This is a genomic window from Treponema parvum (assembly GCF_017893965.1).
In the GTDB taxonomy this organism is placed as follows: Bacteria; Spirochaetota; Spirochaetia; order Treponematales; family Treponemataceae; genus Treponema_D; species Treponema_D parvum.
The window spans coordinates 1,182,761-1,203,052 of sequence record NZ_CP054142.1; the positions used below are offsets into that span (position 1 = coordinate 1,182,761).

At 43.7% G+C, this 20,292-nt stretch carries 14 protein-coding genes; 9 read left to right on the forward strand and 5 right to left on the reverse strand.

Going from position 1 to position 20,292, the window contains the following annotated elements:
• Positions 1-55 precede the first annotated feature (55 nt).
• Positions 56-3,724: a UvrD-helicase domain-containing protein gene (locus HRQ91_RS05190; protein ID WP_210120572.1), complete on the reverse strand. Its 3,669-nt coding sequence runs from the start codon at positions 3,722-3,724 to the stop codon at positions 56-58.
• On the reverse strand, positions 3,724-6,810 hold the full coding sequence (locus HRQ91_RS05195; protein WP_210120573.1) for a PD-(D/E)XK nuclease family protein: 3,087 nt from the start codon (positions 6,808-6,810) through the stop codon (positions 3,724-3,726). Before HRQ91_RS05195 ends, HRQ91_RS05190 begins: the two co-directional genes overlap by 1 nt.
• A gap of 48 nt (positions 6,811-6,858) precedes the next feature.
• Here HRQ91_RS05195 and HRQ91_RS05200 point away from each other — a divergent pair, with 48 nt between their 5' ends.
• Together HRQ91_RS05200 and HRQ91_RS05205 are read left to right on the forward strand one after the other, a co-directional pair.
• Positions 6,859-8,481 carry a UDP-N-acetylmuramate--L-alanine ligase gene (locus tag HRQ91_RS05200; protein WP_210120574.1) on the forward strand — a complete coding sequence of 541 codons (1,623 nt, stop codon included), beginning with the start codon at positions 6,859-6,861 and terminating at the stop codon, positions 8,479-8,481.
• Between the two features lie 61 nt (positions 8,482-8,542).
• Positions 8,543-9,457, forward strand: coding sequence for a YicC family protein (locus HRQ91_RS05205; RefSeq protein WP_210120575.1), 915 nt, complete (start codon positions 8,543-8,545; stop codon positions 9,455-9,457).
• An 85-nt stretch (positions 9,458-9,542) separates the two neighbouring features.
• Here the strand turns inward: HRQ91_RS05205 and HRQ91_RS05210 are convergent, their stop codons facing one another.
• Positions 9,543-10,631: a GGDEF domain-containing protein gene (locus tag HRQ91_RS05210; protein WP_210120576.1), complete on the reverse strand. Its 1,089-nt coding sequence runs from the start codon at positions 10,629-10,631 to the stop codon at positions 9,543-9,545.
• A 275-nt stretch (positions 10,632-10,906) separates the two neighbouring features.
• Between HRQ91_RS05210 and metG the strand changes: the two genes are divergently transcribed.
• Both metG and HRQ91_RS11750 read left to right on the forward strand, forming a co-directional pair.
• Complete coding sequence (gene metG, locus HRQ91_RS05215; RefSeq protein ID WP_246473289.1) at positions 10,907-13,360, forward strand: methionine--tRNA ligase; 2,454 nt, start codon at positions 10,907-10,909, stop codon at positions 13,358-13,360.
• Between the two features lie 14 nt (positions 13,361-13,374).
• Positions 13,375-14,748, forward strand: coding sequence for a lipid II:glycine glycyltransferase FemX (locus tag HRQ91_RS11750; RefSeq protein ID WP_246473290.1), 1,374 nt, complete (start codon positions 13,375-13,377; stop codon positions 14,746-14,748).
• 47 nt (positions 14,749-14,795) lie between these two features.
• Here HRQ91_RS11750 and HRQ91_RS05225 read toward each other — a convergent pair whose 3' ends face one another.
• Positions 14,796-15,581: a cysteine hydrolase family protein gene (locus tag HRQ91_RS05225; RefSeq protein ID WP_210120577.1), complete on the reverse strand. Its 786-nt coding sequence runs from the start codon at positions 15,579-15,581 to the stop codon at positions 14,796-14,798.
• A 212-nt stretch (positions 15,582-15,793) separates the two neighbouring features.
• On the opposite strand from HRQ91_RS05225, the gene HRQ91_RS05230 reads away from it, so the two are divergent.
• The 3 genes from HRQ91_RS05230 (at position 15,794) to HRQ91_RS05240 (ending at position 17,361) form a co-directional block, all read left to right on the forward strand.
• Positions 15,794-16,477: a hypothetical protein gene (locus HRQ91_RS05230; RefSeq protein ID WP_210120578.1), complete on the forward strand. Its 684-nt coding sequence runs from the start codon at positions 15,794-15,796 to the stop codon at positions 16,475-16,477.
• Positions 16,478-16,820: 343 nt separating this feature from the next.
• Positions 16,821-17,129, forward strand: coding sequence for a BrnT family toxin (locus HRQ91_RS05235; RefSeq protein ID WP_210120579.1), 309 nt, complete (start codon positions 16,821-16,823; stop codon positions 17,127-17,129).
• A complete protein-coding gene (locus HRQ91_RS05240; protein WP_246473291.1) occupies positions 17,101-17,361 on the forward strand; it encodes a BrnA antitoxin family protein in 261 nt (86 codons plus the stop codon). Before HRQ91_RS05235 ends, HRQ91_RS05240 begins: the two co-directional genes overlap by 29 nt.
• A 234-nt stretch (positions 17,362-17,595) precedes the next feature.
• Here HRQ91_RS05240 and HRQ91_RS05245 read toward each other — a convergent pair whose 3' ends face one another.
• Positions 17,596-19,296, reverse strand: coding sequence for a hypothetical protein (locus HRQ91_RS05245; protein WP_210120580.1), 1,701 nt, complete (start codon positions 19,294-19,296; stop codon positions 17,596-17,598).
• Between the two features lie 410 nt (positions 19,297-19,706).
• Here HRQ91_RS05245 and HRQ91_RS05250 point away from each other — a divergent pair, with 410 nt between their 5' ends.
• Together HRQ91_RS05250 and HRQ91_RS05255 are read left to right on the forward strand one after the other, a co-directional pair.
• Positions 19,707-20,012: a BrnT family toxin gene (locus HRQ91_RS05250; protein ID WP_210120581.1), complete on the forward strand. Its 306-nt coding sequence runs from the start codon at positions 19,707-19,709 to the stop codon at positions 20,010-20,012.
• Positions 19,984-20,241: a BrnA antitoxin family protein gene (locus tag HRQ91_RS05255; protein WP_210120582.1), complete on the forward strand. Its 258-nt coding sequence runs from the start codon at positions 19,984-19,986 to the stop codon at positions 20,239-20,241. Before HRQ91_RS05250 ends, HRQ91_RS05255 begins: the two co-directional genes overlap by 29 nt.
• Positions 20,242-20,292: the final 51 nt, after the last annotated feature.

Here is a 20,292-nt window from a genome sequence, read left to right on the forward strand (position 1 = left end):
TTTATTCGTTTATAAGTCGAAATATTGAAAATCGCTGACGGCGAGTTTTTTAGACTTACAACATCTCAGTTATATCAATTTCTTTGCCGTACCGCAAGTAGAATAAAATGCATCGTATTTTATTTTCTTCAGTATCGAATATCTCTGCGGCCGCCTTTCTATAGCATTCCTGCTGCGCTAAATATTTTTCGCATATGATCCGCTCGTCGGTCTTATAGTCGATTATGTAAATATTTCCGTTGGGATCCTTTAAAATAAGGTCGATCGTTCCACGTACAATTTTACCGCCGTTGTTGTGAAGAAATTTAAATTCCGCTTTTCGCATGATCGATTGTTTAAGGAGCTTTCCGGCGTTTGAAATTTCAAATTGCTTTGTCATTTGAATGCAAATGTCGCGGATTTTTCGTATGTTCGACTTTGAAATTCCCCGAGCTTCATGAAAAGCCGGCACCGCCTGAGGCGTGAAATTTTCAGGCGCAATTCCGTTTGCGTACGCTTCAAGATAGGCATGCGCCAGTGTTCCGAAATCATTAAAGCCGAATCCCTTATCCTGTAATTTATTTATAAGATCGTTCAGTTCTTCGTAAAATATTTTTTCAGGCTGAATTACCGAAGCTTTGAGATGAGTTTTTATAAGCTCTTCTTCCGATATTTCAAGCGAACTCGGCGAAAGGTATCTTAAAGGCACGTCTTCTTTTTTGACGAGCTCTGCATTTGCATAAAAGGCTTCGGCTTCATTTATGAAATTTTGTTTGGCTGCTGCGGTATTTTTTCTACCCGCGTCCGATGACCTTAGCAGCGTAAGACGATGGACGGGCTTGATCGACGTAAAGTCGAACGTCGGTTTTACAATACTTTTTTCGTTATAGACCGTTTTCCCCAATACGCTTTCAGCATCCTCCGCAATGTCAGGATAGTAATATGATATTATCTTTTCGAGTATCGAATCTTTTGAAACGCTGCGGGCGGTTTTGGGACGCTGCCACGAACCTGTAACATATACTTCTTCTTTTGCACGGGTGAATCCTACGTAAAGAAGTCGTTTGAATTCCGCGATGTCCTGCAAGGCGGCCTGTTCGCTTTGTATCTTATAAAAATAATTTTCCGAGCTTCCGTTTACGTTGGGAGTAACTCCGTATTTTTCACTGTAAAAAACTTTTTCGGTACTGCCGCGCGTCACGGGATCTTCGGTACAGCCGTATATAAAGACGAACGGAAATTGAAGGCCTTTGCTTTTGTGGATTGTCATTATTTTTACCGCGTCGATGTCTTCCGTAGGAAAATCTATTTCTCCGCTGTCAAGGTCGGAATCGTCTCCCAAAAAAGAAATTTCTTGGAATTTCTTTAAGGCAAGATTATCCACAAACCACGCCAAACTTTTACCGTCTTTGTCTGTCCGGCGCGCAAGTTCGAATAAAAGATCATATTGGCCGGAATACGTCGCAACGGTTTTATTCCACAGCGTTTCAAACCTATAGCCGTATCCGTACCACAGTTTTGAAACGGTTTGCGCAATCGGATGGCTTACGGCGAATTTTGAAAATTCGCTTTGAATGTCTTTCGCTTTACAGTATTTTTCAAATTCCGCTTCTGATAAAAGGGATGCGATCTTTTCATCTTTGTCTTCGATTAAGCATGAAAGGACTGTTTCTACGGATGTTTCCGAGAGCCCTGCGAAAGGAGAGCGCAAAAAAGCCGCAAAGGATCGCATGTCCGAAGGATATATGCATAAACGCAAAAAATTGTATATGTCGTTTACCGGCGCTTCCGAAAATAATGAATTGTGAAAATCCAGCGTATAAGGGATTCCTCTGCGGTTTAAGTAGCGCGTAAGATACGATCTGTCTTTTCTTGTCCTGTCAAGCACGGCTATGTCGCCGAATTTCACAGGCTTGCCGTCCGCTCCTTTTTTTGAAGTTAATTCCCATATTTTTTGTGCTATATAATACGCGCATTGGTCTTTGGCTGTTAGAAAGGCTTCTTCGGCCGTTTCCGTATCGGAAATAAGATTTGACGCTTTGAGGCTGTCAAAATATTTTTCCGTATTCGTGTTATACATGCAAAAATGCACCGGCGCTTGGAGCTTTCCCTGTCCGTCAGATTCGGAGCCCGCATAACCGGCACGAGAACTATCCGCTTTATAATTTTTTAAAGCTATGTTTTTCTTTGTAAAAGAGGCTTCGAATGTGTGTTCCGGAACTTCTGGAAATACCCATATTTCGGATTTTCCGGCCGCATCGCTTAAAGGCGCGCTCAACGCATTAGAAATTTCAGAAATTTTTGTAAAATTTCCGGTTTTATCGTCTTCAACGTATCCGCCAAAAATTTGATTAAAGGCTTTTAGCAACGCACTGCTCGACCTGTAATTATACACCATCTGCAAAGGTTCCAAAGACAGATCGCGCTCCAGTTCGTTAAAAACCGAAACGTCCGCTCCGCGGAATTTATAGATGGATTGTTTTTCGTCCCCTACGAAAAAAAGTTTATCTTTGCCGTCTGCGAGCAAAAAAAGAAGATCACGGTTTTTTCCATTGTTATCCTGAAATTCATCGATCATTATCATGTCGTAGGAATTTTGCTCGGCGCTTCTTATGTCTTCTTGTTCGTTTAAGATTTTAAGCGCAAGCTCGCCTACGTCGCGGAACGAAAGTTTTCCGCTGCCTCTCTTGGAATTATTTACCTCGCACAAAAATACGTCCAAAAGTTCGTAGAGCTGCTTGATGTTTTCATACTGGGTTATGTATGATGCAAGCGGTCTTATTTTATCGTTTAGAATTTCTCTGAGGCGCTTTATCGTTGACTGCAGCGGCTTAGTATATCCTTTTGTTCTTTGGTTAAAATCTATTTTCGAAAGCCATTTGTAAAAATTTTCCACGCTTTTTACGGTATTTTCATTTTCAAAACTCTTATCGTCCATGCGCGGCGCAGAGGGAATGTTTTTTAAAAGTTCTTCGGAAGAGAATTTGTTGAGAGGAAATACCTTATATAAGTTTTCAAAGTACGGCGATGCTTTTTTTTCAGGAGCGGCGTTTTCATATTCTTCGATAATTTCGTTAACGCATTGGTAAAAAGATTCAGTCGGCTGAAATACTTTATTCCATTCGGATATTATCAGTTCTTTTTGCACGGCGATTTTATCTGAAAAAAAACCGTTTTTGTCCGCGACAGAAGTATATTTTGAAATCGTCTGCGCAAACAGCTTTTCCACCGTATCTTGAAATTTTCCGGGCTTTGTAAAGGATACGAGGGCTTGGTCGTTTCTATATTTAAGAATGAACGGCAGAGCGAGATCCTTTATGATTCTAAGGCTGTCCGAAGATCCTATCGTAAAATTGGGCCGTATGCCGTAACGGTTGGCCGCCTGACGTACTATGCTTGCGCAGTACGAGTCAAGGGTCTGTATGTGAGAATTCAAAAAATCGTCTACGGCTCGCCTGGCACGCTCTCTTTCTTCGAGAGGAACGTCCGGATTTTGGGCAAAAAACACAAGCGTCTGGTATATGCGCACATACATTTCCGCCGCCGCTTTGTTTGTAAATGTGAGCGTAAGAATTTTTTCTACGGGAATCTTTTTGCTCATGACAAGCCATACGAACCTTGTAGCAAGAACCTGAGTTTTTCCCGATCCTGCGCCTGCCGCGACAATCGTATTGCCTTCGGCGCAACAAGCCGCGTATTGTTGATCGTCAAGGTTTTTCGGAAGCAAAGAAAGATATTCGTACATTAAATTTTTTCTCCCGATATTTCGAAATTCGTTCTGCAGATATTTGAAAATACGCAGCCTAAACAGTCTTTAAATGGTCTTACTTTTTTATTTTTCGGCGAAAAATTATTGCTTTGTACGTCTTCGGTAAACTGTTTCACATAGCGGTTAAAACATTCCAGCGTAGGATTGAAGCCGTCGATGTCGACTTCTTTTATTTTCGTTTTTGCCGCTCTTGCAGTCCCCGATGCAATATGTGTTGTGCCCGCAATGCCCGCCGTGGCTTGCGCCGTATCTGCATGAGCCGTTTCCGTCGCCGCTTGCGCCTTGCTTGCCGTATCTTCGCCTTCTTTTACTATAAAATGCTTTTTTTTGTCCCTGATCGTAAAAAAAAGCGCGTTGCGCACGGAGGATTTTTTACCTTTATGTTTTAAATTCCACAGAGAAATGTACATGGGGATTTGAAAGTCCGAAAGCTCTGCCGTAGCCGTATCTTTGCCCTCCGCGACTATGCAGTCTTTAAGCGGCGGCGAGTTTTTCAGCTTGTAATCGACAATGCTAACGCCGCCTGCGTCATCGCACAGTATACAGTCGATCTTTCCCATAAGATAATGTTCACCGCCGTCCAAAGACGCCTCGTTAAACCATTCTTCGGCAGCGTACACAACGTGCCCTCCAAAACCGTGAGGAGGCGGTTTGCAAAATTCTTTTAAAAGCTCAAGTGTCTGATCGGCATAGGATTTTTTTTGCGATTCGAGGACTAAACTTACCAGAGGGCTTCCGCTAAACGACATTTCAGGGGAGTTTATGGCGTCTTCAACGCATTCCAGCACCAGCGGTCTTACGGTTGCCTCTTCGTTCAAAAAAGTTCCATCTTCGAGCGTTTGGGGAAGCTGTTTTCCTTTGTGTCTGTTCATAAAAAGTTCGAGCACTTTATGACATATGTTTCCGTCGTCGCTCGGATTCATTAAGTCCGTGTCCAAAGAGTCTTCTTCAAGCTTAAGCACGCGCGAAAAAATCCACTTGCGCGGACACGGAAAAAATTGCTTCATGTCGCTTTCCGTTACATGAATTTTGTCGCATGAAGAAGGCTCCGTGTGTTTACCGCGATCTTCGCAAAGCATATAGTTTATTTTAAAGGCAAGCGTTTCGGATGCAAAATATTTTGAATCGTTATCTGCGGAAACTTGCACTTGTTTCCAGCGTTCAAAGCATTCTTTTTGCCCTTCGGTGATGCGGCAGGGAAAATTTCCGCCGGGTTTTGAAAAGTCCGATTGTGAAACGGGTTTTACAGCTGGGGTTGGGATGCCGGATTTTGAACCAAGTCCTGTAAAGTCGGATTTAAAAAAAGCCTCTTCGTATTTTATAAAATCTTCTTCATACGGCGCTTTGTCGCTATCCAAGCCGCTCCCTACGTTAAAAAAACTGTGCGGAATCTTAAAACCCGAAAAACTGTTTTCCGCACATGAAAAATAAGACGATTTTTTTGCATAAAGCCTTATAAAAGCACGATCTGCGGGAACGCCTTCTTCCAAGCCCAGTGCTTTCCGTTTTTCCTTTGTTAAAAAGGAAAGAGGTTTGTGTCTTATAGACAGATCTTTTTGATTGGCGTCTATTACAAACTGGTGCGGTACGGCCGAAGCCGCCGAAACCTTGTATGCGAACACCGAAACTCCGTCCGTCTTAGGCTGCAGCTGATAAGTTTTTTCTTCTAATTCCGAGATGAAAAATGAATACGGATCCTTTATGTGAATATCGTATGTGTTTTCGATATCCGAAAGAGAGGCTAGGATTGAAAGACATTGCCCCAAGATGAGGTCAGATTCTTCGGAAAACTCTTCTTCGGCAAGAAAAAGGTCTTTGAATGCAAACCATGAATTTTGTATTTCGGCAAAGGTCTTTGCGCCGCAAAATCTGTCTATCGATTTTTTCAGTTTGCGGTACATTTCAAGTTCACGCTGTGCAGTATTTTTCGTCACAGCCGACGAAAGAGCTTTTTCCCACACGTCTACCGTCCTGCCGGACTCGTCCTTGTAGGAGCATATGCATTTTCTGTTGCAGCCTTCGCGCACAAGATTTTCGTTGCATTGTTTTTCTTTCCACGGAACGTATCCGTCAGTTAAAAGAGCGCGTACGCTGTCATACGAATAATCGTTTTGCCTGCATGCTCTGATTTCGCAAAAAATTTGTCCCGCACAATTTCGCGTATAAGGAGAGCCGGATCGTACCACAAATGGAATACAATAAAGCTCAAGCTCGCGCTCCACATACGGCCTGTACGTTTCCATGTCGGGAACGTTTATTGCAATGTCCGTCCACTCTACGCCGTCTTTTTCATGGAGCCGTCTGATCTTTAAAGCGGTTTCTCTCAATTCCGTGCGGGAATTCGTGTACAGCGTCAAAGGCAACGTGCCGTCCGGACTTTTAATGTCGATATCGTCCATGAATATCAGTTTTACGTTCTCCTTTGCCTTTTCAAAAGCGGCCCGGTACTCGTAAAAATCTTCCAAAATGTCCGGAAAAAATATCACGTAAATTTTATTGTCGGAAATAAAGTCTGCTTCTTCCCACGAAGGCTCAAAAAGCCCGTTCGTTTCAAGAAAAGATCCGTATTCCGTGTATAGCTTAAAAAGATCCGCGTTTTCTTTGTCCGAAAGCGTGTTTTTTTCGTTCGATTTATCGGCGGCGTCAAAATATCTTTTCCACACGGCAAGCGAAGGCAAAATTCCTGAAATCCAACTGCTGAATGAAACTGAATTATCGACAAAATCCGTGGAAATGAGGCTTTCAAAGACCGGCGGAAGATGAGAGCGCACCGCTTCCTGGTTTTTTTCAAGGATGTGTACGGCAAAAAGTTTACGCAAAAGAGACGGAATTGAATTTTTCCCTTTGCGTACGACTCGTATAGATTCTCCTTTAAATTTATCCCATGCGATAAAACGTTCCGCTGGGACGGCCCGCTTTTGAGTATGCGTTATAACCCAGTTCGCCCAAGAAGACGCGTCCGTGTCGGTGGGAAAAATAAAAAAAACATTTTCGTTTTTTAAATTTTCTTTGATTGTAGATTCTATCAGGTCTGAAATTCCAGTGCTTTCGCTTTCACTCATACAAAAATCAGTATAGCACAAATACATTCGATAGAGTATTATGCTTTTATGTCTAAAGTAAATTTACCTCCCGATCTGAACGGGGTTCACATACATTTTGTGGGAATAAAAGGAACAGGAATGACCGCTTTGGCGGAAATAATTCACGGATCGGGAGCCGTCATTACGGGAAGCGACGTAAGCGAACGCTTTTATACCGACGATATTTTAGACCGGCTGCACATAAAGCCTGTTCCTTTTTCCGATAAAAACATAACGGACGACGTCAGCTTTGTGATCTATTCTTCCGCTTACGACCCGCTAAAAAATCCCGATCTTAAAGAAGCCGTAAAAAGAAAATTGCCGCTAATGCTTTATTCACAGGTGCTCGGCTGCCTATCGGAAAACGCATACGGCTGCGCCGTATGCGGTGTACACGGAAAAACCACTACGACAGGCCTTGCGGGAACGATACTCATGCAGCTTCCGCTTGCGTCTCAAGTTCTTGCAGGCTCCGAAATAACTTCTTTCGGAGGAAAGTGTACGTTTACGAGCCAGCGGACAAGGAGCTCGACGAAGGAATGCTTGCCGGCAGCGGCTGCCTCCACGGATGGCGCCGCGGGCGGCACGACAAACGGTTTCCCTCAGGACGTCTCTCAGGCTGAAAAAAAATATTTTGTCGCCGAAACCTGCGAATATCAAAGACATTTTATGGATTTTTCACCAAAAAAAATTATTTTAACCAGCGTTGAAAGCGATCATCAGGATTTTTACCCGACTTACGAAGACATTTTAAACGCTTTTGTGGATTTTATCTGTAAACTGCCTGCAGGCGGACAACTGATATATTGCGCGGACGACAAGGGCGCCGCTTCCGCCGCTTTGATTGCTAAAGAACGCCGGCCTGACATAGAATTTATTCCTTACGGCGAAAAAGCCGTAGGCGGCTACAGGCTTTCTTTCGGAGATCTCGGCGACGGGTACAGAAATTTTACGGTGGAGGGGATAGGGGATTTTAAATTGTATGTGCCTGGGAAGCACTTGGTTCTTAACGCCTCTGCCGCTATTGCGCTTTGTTGTGAGCTTTTAAAAGATGCAGGGCTTTTTTCGCGCCCGCTGCCTGAAAATCTTTTTCTTTCAATAGCAAAGGGTGTTTCAAACTTTACAGGCGGCAGGCGCAGAAGCGAGATAGTCGGAAGCGTAAAAAACAAGGCGGGCAATTCCGTCATATTTATCGACGACTACGGCCATCATCCCACCGCGATTAAAACGACCCTCGCCGGTTACAGAGAATTCTATAAGGGTCGGAAGATTATCGTCGATTTTATGTCGCACACGTATTCCAGGACGGCGGCGCTTTTGGACGACTTCGCTTCGTCGTTCGACAGCGCGGACGAGATAGTCTTGCACAAAATTTACGCGTCAGCCCGTGAAAACAGCAAAGATTTTATCTTAGATGGTATGAATTTATATACACTTGCTGCAAAAAAGTATAAAAAAGTATACTACTTTAGAGAAATTCTTGACGCAGCGCCGTTTCTTTTGGAAGAATTACGCTCCGATTCCGGAAAAGAATATCCCTCAGGTTATCTTTTTGTTACTATGGGAGCCGGTGATAATTGGAAAATCGGAAAAAAATTACTTGAAGATCTGCGCGGCGACGCCGCTGACAGCATGTCGCCTAAGTATTAGCGACGCCGGAAAATCCGATGTTTGAGGTTGCGTCCCTCATGTGGAATTTAAGGGGAATCATATGACAAGTATGACAGGTTATGCGTACAAAGAGCTTTCCACAAACGAAGTGAATGTCTGTGTTGAAATACGATCGGTTAATTCCAGATTTTTGGATCTGTCCGTAAATCTGCCTCCGTATCTCGGCAGTCTTGAAAGCCGTTTTCGCTCTATGATTTTACAATTCGTGCGGCGCGGCAAGGTGGACGTATCCGTCCGCATAAAAAATTTCAGTTCGAACGGCACTGTTTTTGCCGATATTGAAACGGCAACGGCGTATTACAAGGCTATACGGGATATAGCCCGTGCCGTAGGAAGAAATGAAAAAGACGTGTCCTTGGACGTTTTGATGTCGCAGCCCGGAATCCTGAGCATGAATCAGGAATACGACGTTGAAAAATACTGGAATTTGATTTTGCCTGTTTTTACCCAAGCTTTAGATGCGTTTTCCGCCGATAAAAAACGCGAAGGAAGCGAACTTCTTAAAGATTTATCCGTGCAGCTTAAAAAACTTGATTCGGCCGCTTCTTTCTTTAAAGACTGGCAGCCTAAAATGGAACTTTATTTTAAAGATCTTCTCACTTCGAAGTTCAAAGAGCTTATACCCAGTCCGGTCGATTTTGGGCCTTATGCGGGAGCCGGCCGTGAAGAAGCGGACTTGAGCGAGCAGCGCATTATGGCCGAAGTTGCGGCTATGATCGTTAAGTATACGATAAACGAAGAAGTAGTGCGTTTTTGCAGTCATCTTTTATCGCTTCACAACGAGATAGAAAACGAGGACTTTCCCGGAAAAAGGATAGACTTCATATGCCAGGAGATAAACAGGGAGATAAACACTATCGGAAGTAAAAACCAGTTTGCAAAGGTGAGCGCTATGGTAGTTTCGGCAAAAGAGGCTCTTGAAAATATACGCGAACAGGCGCGCAACGTAGAGTAAAGGTTTGGGCTGTTCCAATGATCTTAAGTGATCAATCGGATTATTCAATCAGATTATTCAATTTCGAGAAATTTTCCGACCCTTTTTATGCGTCAATTTTGCTCTGAGCTTTCAGTAACGCCTTGTTTTTATACATTTCGGCGTCGGCCAAAGAAATCGCTTCTTCGATATTCGTGCCGGGAAGATATTCTTGAAGACCGCACGCGACTTTGTAGCCGGATTTTTCCATAAGATCACCGAGCGTCTTTATCGCTCTTTCGACCGTATATTTATCCTTGTTTTTACACAACAGAATAAATTCGTCGCCGCCCGTCCTGTATAAAATTCCGCATTTTCTAAACGCCTTTCTCATGCATTCGACGGTAAATTTTATGGCTACGTCTCCAGCCGCATGGCCGTACGTGTCGTTTATTTTTTTAAGATCGTTTAAGTCCATGGAAACTATTATGATTCTTTCGTTTTGTATGCGGTTTAATGCCAGATAAAAACATCGTCTGTTTAGAAGACCCGTAAGAGCGTCCTGTTTGTACATGTTTATGTTATACTGCAAAAAATATATCGTAATGGAAACGATCATCGTTGCGGGAAGTATGAATTTATATTCATAAAGTGCTTCCAAAAGCACTGAGAAAATGTTGCAAGTTAGTATTGAAAAATTGATCACCGATTCGCTTATGTTGTAGACAAGATGTCTGACCGATAGATACAGCAGCACTACGATGTAGAAAAGACTTACTATGAAAGGGGTAAGCCTTAAAGGCCCCCCGTGAAAAATATTCTGATCGGTGTAATAAAACATCCAGTGCGTGCGTACGCTTGCATATGCCAAAAAAGAATTTATAAACAGCGGAACGGACATCAACTTTAAAAGTTTCGACTTTTTTTCGTAAATTATAGTGGCGAGAAGGAACGGAATTGCGACGCGCACGGAATATCCCGTGGCCGTAGCGATATATTCCCAAACCGTAGGATTTTTCCCTAAATTCAGTGTGTATTCCAGTATGTCAGAAAAAACAAGAAAGATGGCACTCAAGGTTAAAAGCAAAAATTTAATGAGCGTTCGGGATTGCATTGTCCTAGCTGTCAGCATAAATACGATGAGCGAAAAGGCCATAATGATACCCGGAATATTGCATTGAAGTACCAAATGTATTAAAGAAATTTTCAGTATCATTAAGAAGGAAGTATATTCCATATCTGACGTATTTGCACTGTAAAAAATTACTATTTTCCTTCAAAATCTTTTTATCTTTTCAAATACGGTGCACATAGGAGCGGGGCGGCTCATCGTCGTTGGCGGATAACCTGCAGTCGCGGCTGACTTGCAACAAGTGCAAAGTTCCCCGTGCAAACGGCATGTCCTGTCCCGCTCAAACGGCGATTTCCGCTGTCCTGACGCCGCCTTGCGTTCATTGACCAAGCAATGCATAAAATTTATAATCGTAAAATATGAATAAACGATTAATCACTTCCGCCTTGCCGTACGTGAACAATGTTCCTCATCTGGGCAACTTGATCCAAGTGCTTTCAGCAGATGTTTTTGCGCGGTTTTGCCGCAGCAGAGGATATAAAACTCTTTACGTATGCGGCACAGACGAATACGGTACGGCGACTGAGACTCGTGCTCTTGAAGAAAAAAAATCGCCTCAACAACTGTGCGACTATTATCACGCCATACACAAGGATATCTACGGCTGGTTCGGAATTGCCTTCGATCACTTCGGGCGCACTTCGACCCCTCAGCAAACGGAAATAACTCAATCGATTTTCAAAGATCTTGATAGAAACGGTTACATAACCGAACATGTTTCAAAACAGCTTTATTGCCCCAAATGCGATCGTTTTTTAGCCGACAGGTACGTCAGAGGAACCTGCCCTAAATGCGGATATGAAGACGCCAGAGGGGATCAATGCGAGCATTGCGGAAGTTTGCTCGATCCATCGGATTTGAAAGCTCCCAAATGTTCTACGTGCGCTTCCGCTCCGGAAATCCGCGAAACCAAGCACCTGTACATAGATCTCCCGAAAATTCAGCCTAAATACCAAAAATGGATGGAAGAAGCCGCAGTTAAAGGCTCTTGGGCTTCCAACGCCGTACAGATGACGAGGGCGTGGCTTCGCGACGGACTAAAAGAAAGAGCTATTACCCGTGATCTTAAGTGGGGCATCCCCGTTCCTAAAAAAGGATTTGAAAACAAGGTCTTTTATGTTTGGTTCGACGCTCCGATAGGCTATATATCTATAACAAAATCTCTTGCCGACTGTCTTAAAAGCGAAGGTAAAAAAAGTTTTGACTGGAAATCGTGGTGGCTTCCCGAAGAATCTGAAGATGCCGAAGAAAAGTCGAGCGTAGACTTGTTTCAGTTCATAGGAAAAGACAATATTCCGTTTCATACGGTTATCTTTCCGTCAAGCCTCATAGGCAGCGGCCGCTCGTGGACAAAACTTTATCACATGAGTTCTACCGAATACTTAAACTATGAGAGCGGAAAATTCAGTAAATCGAAGGGCGTAGGTGTTTTCGGAAGCGATGCCAAAGAGTCGGAAATTCCGGCGGACGCGTGGCGTTTTTATATCTTTTACAATAGACCCGAAAAAGCCGACACTCAGTTTACGTGGAAAGATTTTCAGGAAAAATACAACGGCGAACTGATAGGTAATTTGGGAAACCTTGTAAACCGTACTTTGCTGTTTGTAAACAAGTATTACGAAGGAAAAATTCCCGACGCACCTGTCGACGAAGATCTGTGGACTTCGGTAAGAGAAAAAGAAAATAAAATAACCGAGCTTTTGGAATGGGCGGAATTAAAAGACGCTTTCCATGAAATATTTGCCATAAGCGATATTGCGAACAAGGCTTTTCAGGCCGGAGAACCGTGGAAAACCCGCAACAGCGATCCCGAAAAAGCCGCCAAGCTTATTCATAATCTTTGTTATGTGATTAAAGATCTGATCATAATGCTGCACCCGTATTTGCCTCAGTACGCCCAAAAAGTTGCTTCATTTTTGGGTAAGCGGATATACGACCGGACGGTGTCAGGCGATGTGAACTTTAGCGGATCCGGCGTGCGCCCTGAGTCGGCTTCTCAGTCGGGCGGAACGGCCTTGCGCTGCGGCGGCCGGGCACACTGCGGCGGAGACTTAAAGGAAGGCTGCGACAATGGCGCCTTATCGAACGACGATCTGTTGTCGTGGACGGATCTGGGAAAGACTTCGGGCTTAAATAATGTTTTTGCGACGGAAGTTTATTTTTCTCCTCTTGACAATAAGGCTGTAGATTCTTACCGCGAACGCTATTCCGGCGTAAGAAAAGACGTTCAGAACCCTAACGCCACTCAGCAGTCAAAAACTCAAGCGAAGGCGCCGGTTCAAAAGGACGATGAAGTTTTGCCTGCGAAAGATCAGCCCTTGCATTTTAACAAAAATATTTCGTTAAAAGTTGCAAAAGTTGTTTCTGTAGAGCCCAATCCCGATTCCGACAAATTGTACATAGAACATTTGGATGACGGAAGCGGAAACGACCGCGTAATTCAAAGCGGACTGGTTCCTTATCTTAAACCCGATCAGATTCTCGGTCAGCATATAATCCTTGTGGATAATCTTAAACCGCGTAAAATGCGCGGGGTTGAAAGCCGAGGAATGCTCCTTGCGGCGGATTACAAAACTTCCGACGGTAAAGAAGCTGTAGAACTCGTAACCGCTTCGTGGGCTAAACCCGGAACGTCCGTAATACTTGAAGGAGCCGATCCTGATTTCGTAAAACCTGAACAGATCGACGCCGAGGAATTCTTTAAAATTGAAATAAACGTAGAGGATCATGTAGTCGGAATAAACGGCGTAAAACTCCTTGCGGACGGCAAGCCTCTTTTGACGCAGATGACCTGTAACGGCGGGGTGCACTAGGCGTGTACTCGTTTATGATAAATGAAATAAATGAAAACGAGGATACAAGCGACTGTTTGAATCTCCGTTTTTTGCAATCGCCGTTTTGGGCGTGTTTTAAAAGCCGGCACGGGTGGAAAAACAAGAAACTTGCGGTGACTGCGACGGTAAACGGCGCGGCGTCAAACGGCATGCTCCCCGGAAAAAGCGCAAACGCAATGGAAGTTGGCTGCAGGGTTTCACTGCTTTTTAGGGAATTCAGGCTTTTATTTTTACGCTTTACGCTCGTTTATATACCTCTTGCGCCTGAAATTCCCGAATTTACGCAAAATATTGGTTTATCGTCATCATCTTCGCCTGCGGTAACGGCATCATCATTGGCGGCGGTATCGTCATCGGCGGACGCAAATAAAACGGTCGGATATGCTTATTTTTTAGTAGAACTTGCCTTAGCCTTAAAACGGTATTTACCCAAAAACACTCTTTGCGTGCGCTACGATATTCCTGTAGACTTTTATGCGATAGGCGAGAGAGATCTTTATGTTAGGTCATTAAAGAATCTTGCTTTTGCCGAACGCCTTAAACTGAAAAAATCAAGGATAGACGTTCAGCCGCCAGACACCGTTATACTTGACCTTTCAAAATCCGTCGAAAGCATCCTTTCCGAAATGCATTCCAAGTGGCGTTACAATATTCGCCTTGCGGAAAAAAAAGGCGTAAGAGTAAAAGTTTTTTCCGCAAAAGACGCGGGTTTCGACGAGGCCTTGGATATTTTTTACGACCTTTATAAAACTACTGCGTCGCGCGACGGCATTGAAATTCATTTAAAGTCTTATTACAAAGATCTATTGTCGCTTTCAGCGTCGGAATCGAATGCGCCTGACGTTCGCCTTTATATAGCGAGTGTGGTCGACGGCGAGGGTAACTGCGCCGCCGACGGCTCGGGCCGCGGTGATACCGACCGTGAAAGCCGTGAAGACGGCCGTTCTCCGGGCGGTTGTAACTGCGGCGATGCCAGATTAGGAGAGAGCGGCAAATACGGTACGGGCGAACCTCTTGCGGCGATAATCGTGCTTTTCTGTAAAAGAGAGGCGGTTTATTTATACGGCGCTTCCGGTAATAAAAAAAGAAATTTTATGCCCTCTTATCTTTTACAATGGAGGGCTATAAACGACGCAAAAAAATACGGCAGTGCTTTTTACGATCTTTACGGCATGCCGCCGTCCGACGACGAACGTCACCCCATGCACGGGCTTTACAGATTTAAGACCGGCTTCGGCGGAAAAATAATACACAGACCCGGTTCGATGGACGTGCCGTTAAGTTTTTTGTATTTTCCTTACGTTTTTTTGGAAGCGCTCAGATCGTTTTATCATAAAAAAATAAAGAAAATTTTCGTGCGACGGTGAATCGCATGATCGTATTATCGCCCTCTGTTGCATGATCGCGCGCGCTGCTACAAACGTATGTCCGATGTCGCCGTCTCTGCGCCGGATTTTTTTATTTCTTCGACAAAGGCGCCGCCTTCGTCTTCAAAACCGCCGACGCTTGAAGAGCAATCCGTCAAAAGCGTAAACCGGGACGGTTCTATGTATTTTAAAAGATCGCGGACGGTGTTTGCCACGCAGTGAGAAAGCGCTTCTCCTGCAACAATAATCCGGTCTGCGGATCCCAGATCTTCTATCAGTTTTTTATTCGTCCCGGTCGACGGATCGTTTTTTATCGGAATTTCCGCCTGAATCGCACTGTACTGTTCGGTGAAGGGAGACGTGGCCTTTGCAACATAATCGATCGTTTTTCCTATGTTGTCTTCCTGCCATCGCTTTAGCGCGTAAAAGACACTTTTTTCCAACGTCTGTCCTATAGAGCCTATGAGACAGTGCGGCGGCCATATACAGAGTTTATACTTGCCTTTTCTTTCCAGTTCCGAAACATAGTATGACGCGTATTCGGCGTATGCCGTCTCGGACGGTAAGAATTTCTTGTTTGCAATATCTTCCGACGTGATGGCCGTAAAAGGATCGGGATGTTTACCGTCCCTTGTTTTCCAAAAAAGCGGATGCGCTATGTGATACGGAAGATGCGCGTCCATGGTCACATGAATTTTATCCAAGGCTCTGCCGTTTTTGTCTATAAAATCGGCAAGGCAACGGCAGTCCTTTTCCGCTCCGGGTACATATAATGCGCCTTTAGGATCGCAAAAGTCAAACTGTGTGTCTATTATAAGTAATTGAACTTTCATTTCTTAAAGTATAGAAAAGATATTCATATAATGCAAGTTTTTCGCATTGCGTCGACAGTTTTTGCGGCAGGCGGAAGTCGCGTTTTACAAAAGTTACCTATTGCTAACATTTACAAAATTCGCTATAACGTAATCGCATATTTCAAGCCGTTCCTTTTTGCATAATAGGATAGGGTGGAAATAGCAAAATCTTTATTTTACAGGAGATGTTTATGAAAAAATTCACAATTGCTTGTGTCTTTTCGGCTGTGTTTTTAATAGCGGCGCTTTCATTTGCCGCCGCCGATCCGGCGACGGACGTAAAGATTGATTACAGAATGGATCTCGCCTTAAAAAATCACGACGCCGATTATTTTAAGTGGACGGTAGGAACTCAAACCGTTCAGGACAAATTCGACGCAGCGTCCGGAGCGAGCTTAAAGGGGTCTACAAAGGCTTTTAACGCCGTCCGTTTTGCAGAACCTGCGGACGCCAGAAAAGCTTCGATGCCTTCCGGTCTGCGCAGCGTGTTTTTGTTTGCGATTGCGGACGGTTCGTTTGTAAAGAGCCACGCTCTTAAAGTTACGGACGATGCGGGCGTAATTACCGTGCGCTTTATCCGTAAAACAAACGCGTTCGAATTGAAAACCGATAAAAAGGGAAACTTCAATTTACTTACCGGATCGAAGATCGCAAAAAACGTTACCGATAAAAAAGACAATGGCTTTGTGATCAAACCCGAATATCTTAAAAAGGGCGGAGACGCAAGCAATATGGCCGACTTGGATTGGAGCAAACTCCCCTTTGAAGCCGACGCTTTCAGTCCCGAAGCTGCGTATCACTACGACGGAAATGTGCAATTCACTTTTAAAAATAATGTCTTGGGTATCGTCGGAACGCTCTCGCGCACTAAATAAATATCGAAATCCCGAAAAACTTGTCTTTAGCGAGTTTTCGGGATGTTCTATAAGTTTTCGGCCGTCTTTTAAAACTTTGCCGGTTTTTAAGACGGCCGATTTTTTTTGCCGAGCATTTTCCCCGCTCAGGTTCAGCCTGTCATAGCGGCTCATCGTCAGCTGCCGCCGCCTTGTGTTCCGCAGTTTTTTCGCACCCGTACGGTTCCGGCGCGGTTGTCTGCGCTGCATCCCGCGCAAACTCATGTTGCACGGAATATTGCCCTGTATAAGATATCCGATGCTATGAATTTGACAAGAATACATAAAAGAAATACAATTTAGACATGCGAAAGAGGCGCTTTTAATGACAGTCGTTCAAGGGCATTTTGAATGGGATAGCGAAAAGGATGAAATAAACATTAAAAAGCACGGACTCTCTTTTGAACAAGCGAAAGATGTTTTTAATGACCGTTTTGCAGTAGAATCTGTCGACAAAGAAAATTCAAGCCTTGAAGAAACTCGATATAAAATTATTGGGAGAATAAAAACACAGATTATTTTGTTTATTATATATACTCCAAAGAATGGCCGTCAAAGAATTATAAGTGCCCGTCATGCTAACTCAAAAGAAAGGAGATTTTATTATGATGAACTTAGAAAAAATTATTGCTGAATGCGAAAAGAATTCTATACCCGATAATCAAATTGATTTTTCAGACATTCCCGAAATTACAGATTTTACAGGCTTTAAACCTAGATACCCGCAGTACTTTAAGCCTAAAAGAGAGCAAGTCTCAATTAGATTAAGCAAATATCTTGTTGACCACTTTAAGGCAATGGGTAAAGGCTGGCAAACCAAGTTAAATGATTTTTTGATGGAAGCGGTAAACAAAGGTCTGATATGAAGATTTGCCCCTTTAAAAACATCGTGCGTTTTTGTACGTTTGTCCGCTAAGGTTCATACCGGAATGTAAACAAATTTTCGCTCGCCGGCGCTTTTAACAATCCGTCAAAAGCGCGTTTTAACCGGCGCGCAAAAAGGGCGGTGCGGGCAGGCGGGAATGTTATGCCGGCGCGATGTTACTGTTATTGCTGCGGCGCGCAGGCGGTGGCCTGCGCGCCGCAGTCTATTTTAATTATTAAAAACTGCTTCCCGTTTCTATAGTATTTGAAAAACCTATCCTGTCAAACGAGTAAACGCTTTCAAAGCTTTCTCTTTCAAGGTCTACTACGACTACGCGGTCCTTTTGCGACATTGTGCCGTTATTGTGGTTATGATCGCTTTTTTTATTTTCGTCGTAAGCGGCACCGTCGTCCGCTATCCATATCTTCTTTGACTTTAGCGCTAGTATTTTCTGCGGTCCGAAAAAGCCCTTGTTTTCATCGCTGGGCCACTGTCCGTATAAGTTTATATATCTAGGAGGAGAGTAGCCGGCATCTTCAAGAGCGAAAGGCGATGGCCTTATCAAATCATCCGTCCAGCCTAAAGCTCCTTTTTCACCGAAATCTTCATCGCGCGAGGGAGTTCCGTTTGCGCCCAATTTAACTTTTAGCAGCGCGCCGCATGACAAATAATTATAACTTGGGTAAGGAGCTGACTGGGATGGAGTAACTGTCAAGCTCGAAGATCCTTCGGGAAAATAAGAAAACAGAATGTACATTTCGTTTTCGTGTATGCGCACGTCCTTAACCTTAGATTCCTTTAAGAGTGTAAAATTAATAGAAGGATCGTCAGGTTTTTTGTTAATAACATTAAGCCCGTAGGCGTCGTCGTTTACGTCTATGTACCCGCTGCCGTCCACGTCACCGGACACCGCTATGTAGTCGGGATTGGGGGACCCAGGCTCATTCATCATAGAGATAATCTTTCCGTCCGGGCCATAGTTCTGATGGATCTTATACTTTTTGATCGCAAGACTCGGAACGCCGGGTGAGCTTGGAACAAAAGAGTGTGAAACAGGATATTTTATCGTATACAAAAACCTTGAATTGTCAGTACCTGCCTTTGAAACCGCCATAAATTCGCCGGAAGCTATTATACCGCCGCCGTCTAAAATTCCTATTGCTTCCGATTTTCCGGAACTGTCTTCGGAAGATGGGTCACAGAAATATAGACTGCCGCTGTTGACCGTAAATAAAATATTATCCTCGGAACAGTAAATATAGTCCAGAGTTAAATTTATAGGCGGAGGGGAGCCTAATTTTATCTTATTCCCCAATTCAACCGGATTGTACCCTGACGCGGCGGACAAAAATTCTCTAGCAGTGTATAAATTTCTTGCCGCATCAAATTCCATTATATCAAGCGATTTAGGGACAGTGCGCGGCGAACCGTACAGCGTCCTTACCGCCGTATCTGCGATGTATACACTCATATTGTTGTCAGGGTTTTTATAATCCCACAGAACGATCGGCGGGGTGGTATACATGGGAAAGGCTGCGTTCGTAGTTTTACCCGCTGAAACTCGGGCTGTAATGCTGCCGTACGCAAGGCGGGTTATGCCGTCGTATGCGGAGCCTCTTATGGTATAGGTTCCTTCTTCTATATCTGAAAACGTCAACGAAGATCCTGCAGATGCGGTTTCTTCCGCTATCACAACGCCGTCTTTGCTTAAGGTTACGGTATAGGTTTTAATATCGCTTATGTTTACCGCGAGCCTTGAAGCTCCAATTCCTGCGGCGCTCCTTTCGGCCTGGGACGAAAACTCGGGCAAAACGATCCTCAGAGATCCGTTACCCGAATTGTTTTCAATTCCCAGAGCTTGAAATAAATTGCTGCACGATGTAAAAAGCAAAAAAGCGGCCAACACGAAAATCGTAACAAGAGCTGGCTTTTTCATAAAATACCCCCAAACAATATTTTACGCCTTTACGCCTGCAGAAAATATATTAAAAAAACGGCGCCAATCGCCAAACCACGACGCAGACAAAGGCATACTATCGGTATGATAATGAATTATACCCTAAATGTAATTTTTTTTCAATTTTTATTATCGACAACAAGCGATAAAGAAATACAATTTAAGTATACGAAACATCTTGCGGCAGAGCGCGGCTCATCGTCAGCTGCCGCCGCCTTGTGTTCCGCAGTTTTTTCGCACCCGTACGGTTCCGGCGCGGTTGTCTGCGCTGCATCCCGCGCAAACTCATGTTGCGCGGAACGTTGCCCTGTGTAAGATATCCGATGCTATGAATTTGACAAAAATACATAAAAGAAATACAATTTAGACATGCGAAAGAGGCGCTTTTAATGACAATCGTTCAAGGACATTTTGAATGGGATAGCGAAAAGGATGAAATAAACATTAAAAAGCACGGATTCTCTTTTGAAGAAATTCTCAGTATGTTCGATGATCCTCAGTTTATCGAAAGAGTGGATTTAGAGCATTCAACTGTCGAGGAAGAAAGATTTATCGGGTTTGGCAATATAAACGGATTAGTAATAGTTGCAACAATTTTTACAGAACGAGACCGAATAAGAATTATTTCTTCACGTCTTGCAACAAAAAAAGAAGAGGCTTTTTATTATGAACAACGAAAAAACTTTGACAGCTGAAAGAGTTGCGGAAATCAGAGCAAGGGGAATTGATTTTTCAGACATTCCCGAAATTACGGATTTTACAGGCTTTAAACCTAGATACCCGCAGTACTTTAAGCCTAAAAGAGAGCAAGTCTCAATTAGATTAAGCAAATATCTTGTTGACCACTTTAAGGCAATGGGTAAAGGCTGGCAAACCAAGTTAAATGATTTTTTGATGGAAGCGGTAAACAAAGGTCTGATATGAAAATTTGCCCCTTTAAAAACATCGTGCGTTTTTGTACGTTTGTCCGCTAAG

What these genes read in the sequence shown, in the direction of transcription:
- HRQ91_RS05190 (WP_210120572.1), bottom strand. Translation starts at nt 3,724, where the DNA reads ATGTACGAATATCTTTCTTTGCTTCCGAAAAACCTTGACGATCAACAA.
- HRQ91_RS05195 (WP_210120573.1), bottom strand. Translation starts at nt 6,810, where the DNA reads ATGAGTGAAAGCGAAAGCACTGGAATTTCAGACCTGATAGAATCTACA.
- HRQ91_RS05200 (WP_210120574.1), top strand. Translation starts at nt 6,859, where the DNA reads ATGTCTAAAGTAAATTTACCTCCCGATCTGAACGGGGTTCACATACAT.
- HRQ91_RS05205 (WP_210120575.1), top strand. Translation starts at nt 8,543, where the DNA reads ATGACAAGTATGACAGGTTATGCGTACAAAGAGCTTTCCACAAACGAA.
- HRQ91_RS05210 (WP_210120576.1), bottom strand. Translation starts at nt 10,631, where the DNA reads ATGATACTGAAAATTTCTTTAATACATTTGGTACTTCAATGCAATATT.
- metG (WP_246473289.1), top strand. Translation starts at nt 10,907, where the DNA reads ATGAATAAACGATTAATCACTTCCGCCTTGCCGTACGTGAACAATGTT.
- HRQ91_RS11750 (WP_246473290.1), top strand. Translation starts at nt 13,375, where the DNA reads ATGATAAATGAAATAAATGAAAACGAGGATACAAGCGACTGTTTGAAT.
- HRQ91_RS05225 (WP_210120577.1), bottom strand. Translation starts at nt 15,581, where the DNA reads ATGAAAGTTCAATTACTTATAATAGACACACAGTTTGACTTTTGCGAT.
- HRQ91_RS05230 (WP_210120578.1), top strand. Translation starts at nt 15,794, where the DNA reads ATGAAAAAATTCACAATTGCTTGTGTCTTTTCGGCTGTGTTTTTAATA.
- HRQ91_RS05235 (WP_210120579.1), top strand. Translation starts at nt 16,821, where the DNA reads ATGACAGTCGTTCAAGGGCATTTTGAATGGGATAGCGAAAAGGATGAA.
- HRQ91_RS05240 (WP_246473291.1), top strand. Translation starts at nt 17,101, where the DNA reads ATGATGAACTTAGAAAAAATTATTGCTGAATGCGAAAAGAATTCTATA.
- HRQ91_RS05245 (WP_210120580.1), bottom strand. Translation starts at nt 19,296, where the DNA reads ATGAAAAAGCCAGCTCTTGTTACGATTTTCGTGTTGGCCGCTTTTTTG.
- HRQ91_RS05250 (WP_210120581.1), top strand. Translation starts at nt 19,707, where the DNA reads ATGACAATCGTTCAAGGACATTTTGAATGGGATAGCGAAAAGGATGAA.
- HRQ91_RS05255 (WP_210120582.1), top strand. Translation starts at nt 19,984, where the DNA reads ATGAACAACGAAAAAACTTTGACAGCTGAAAGAGTTGCGGAAATCAGA.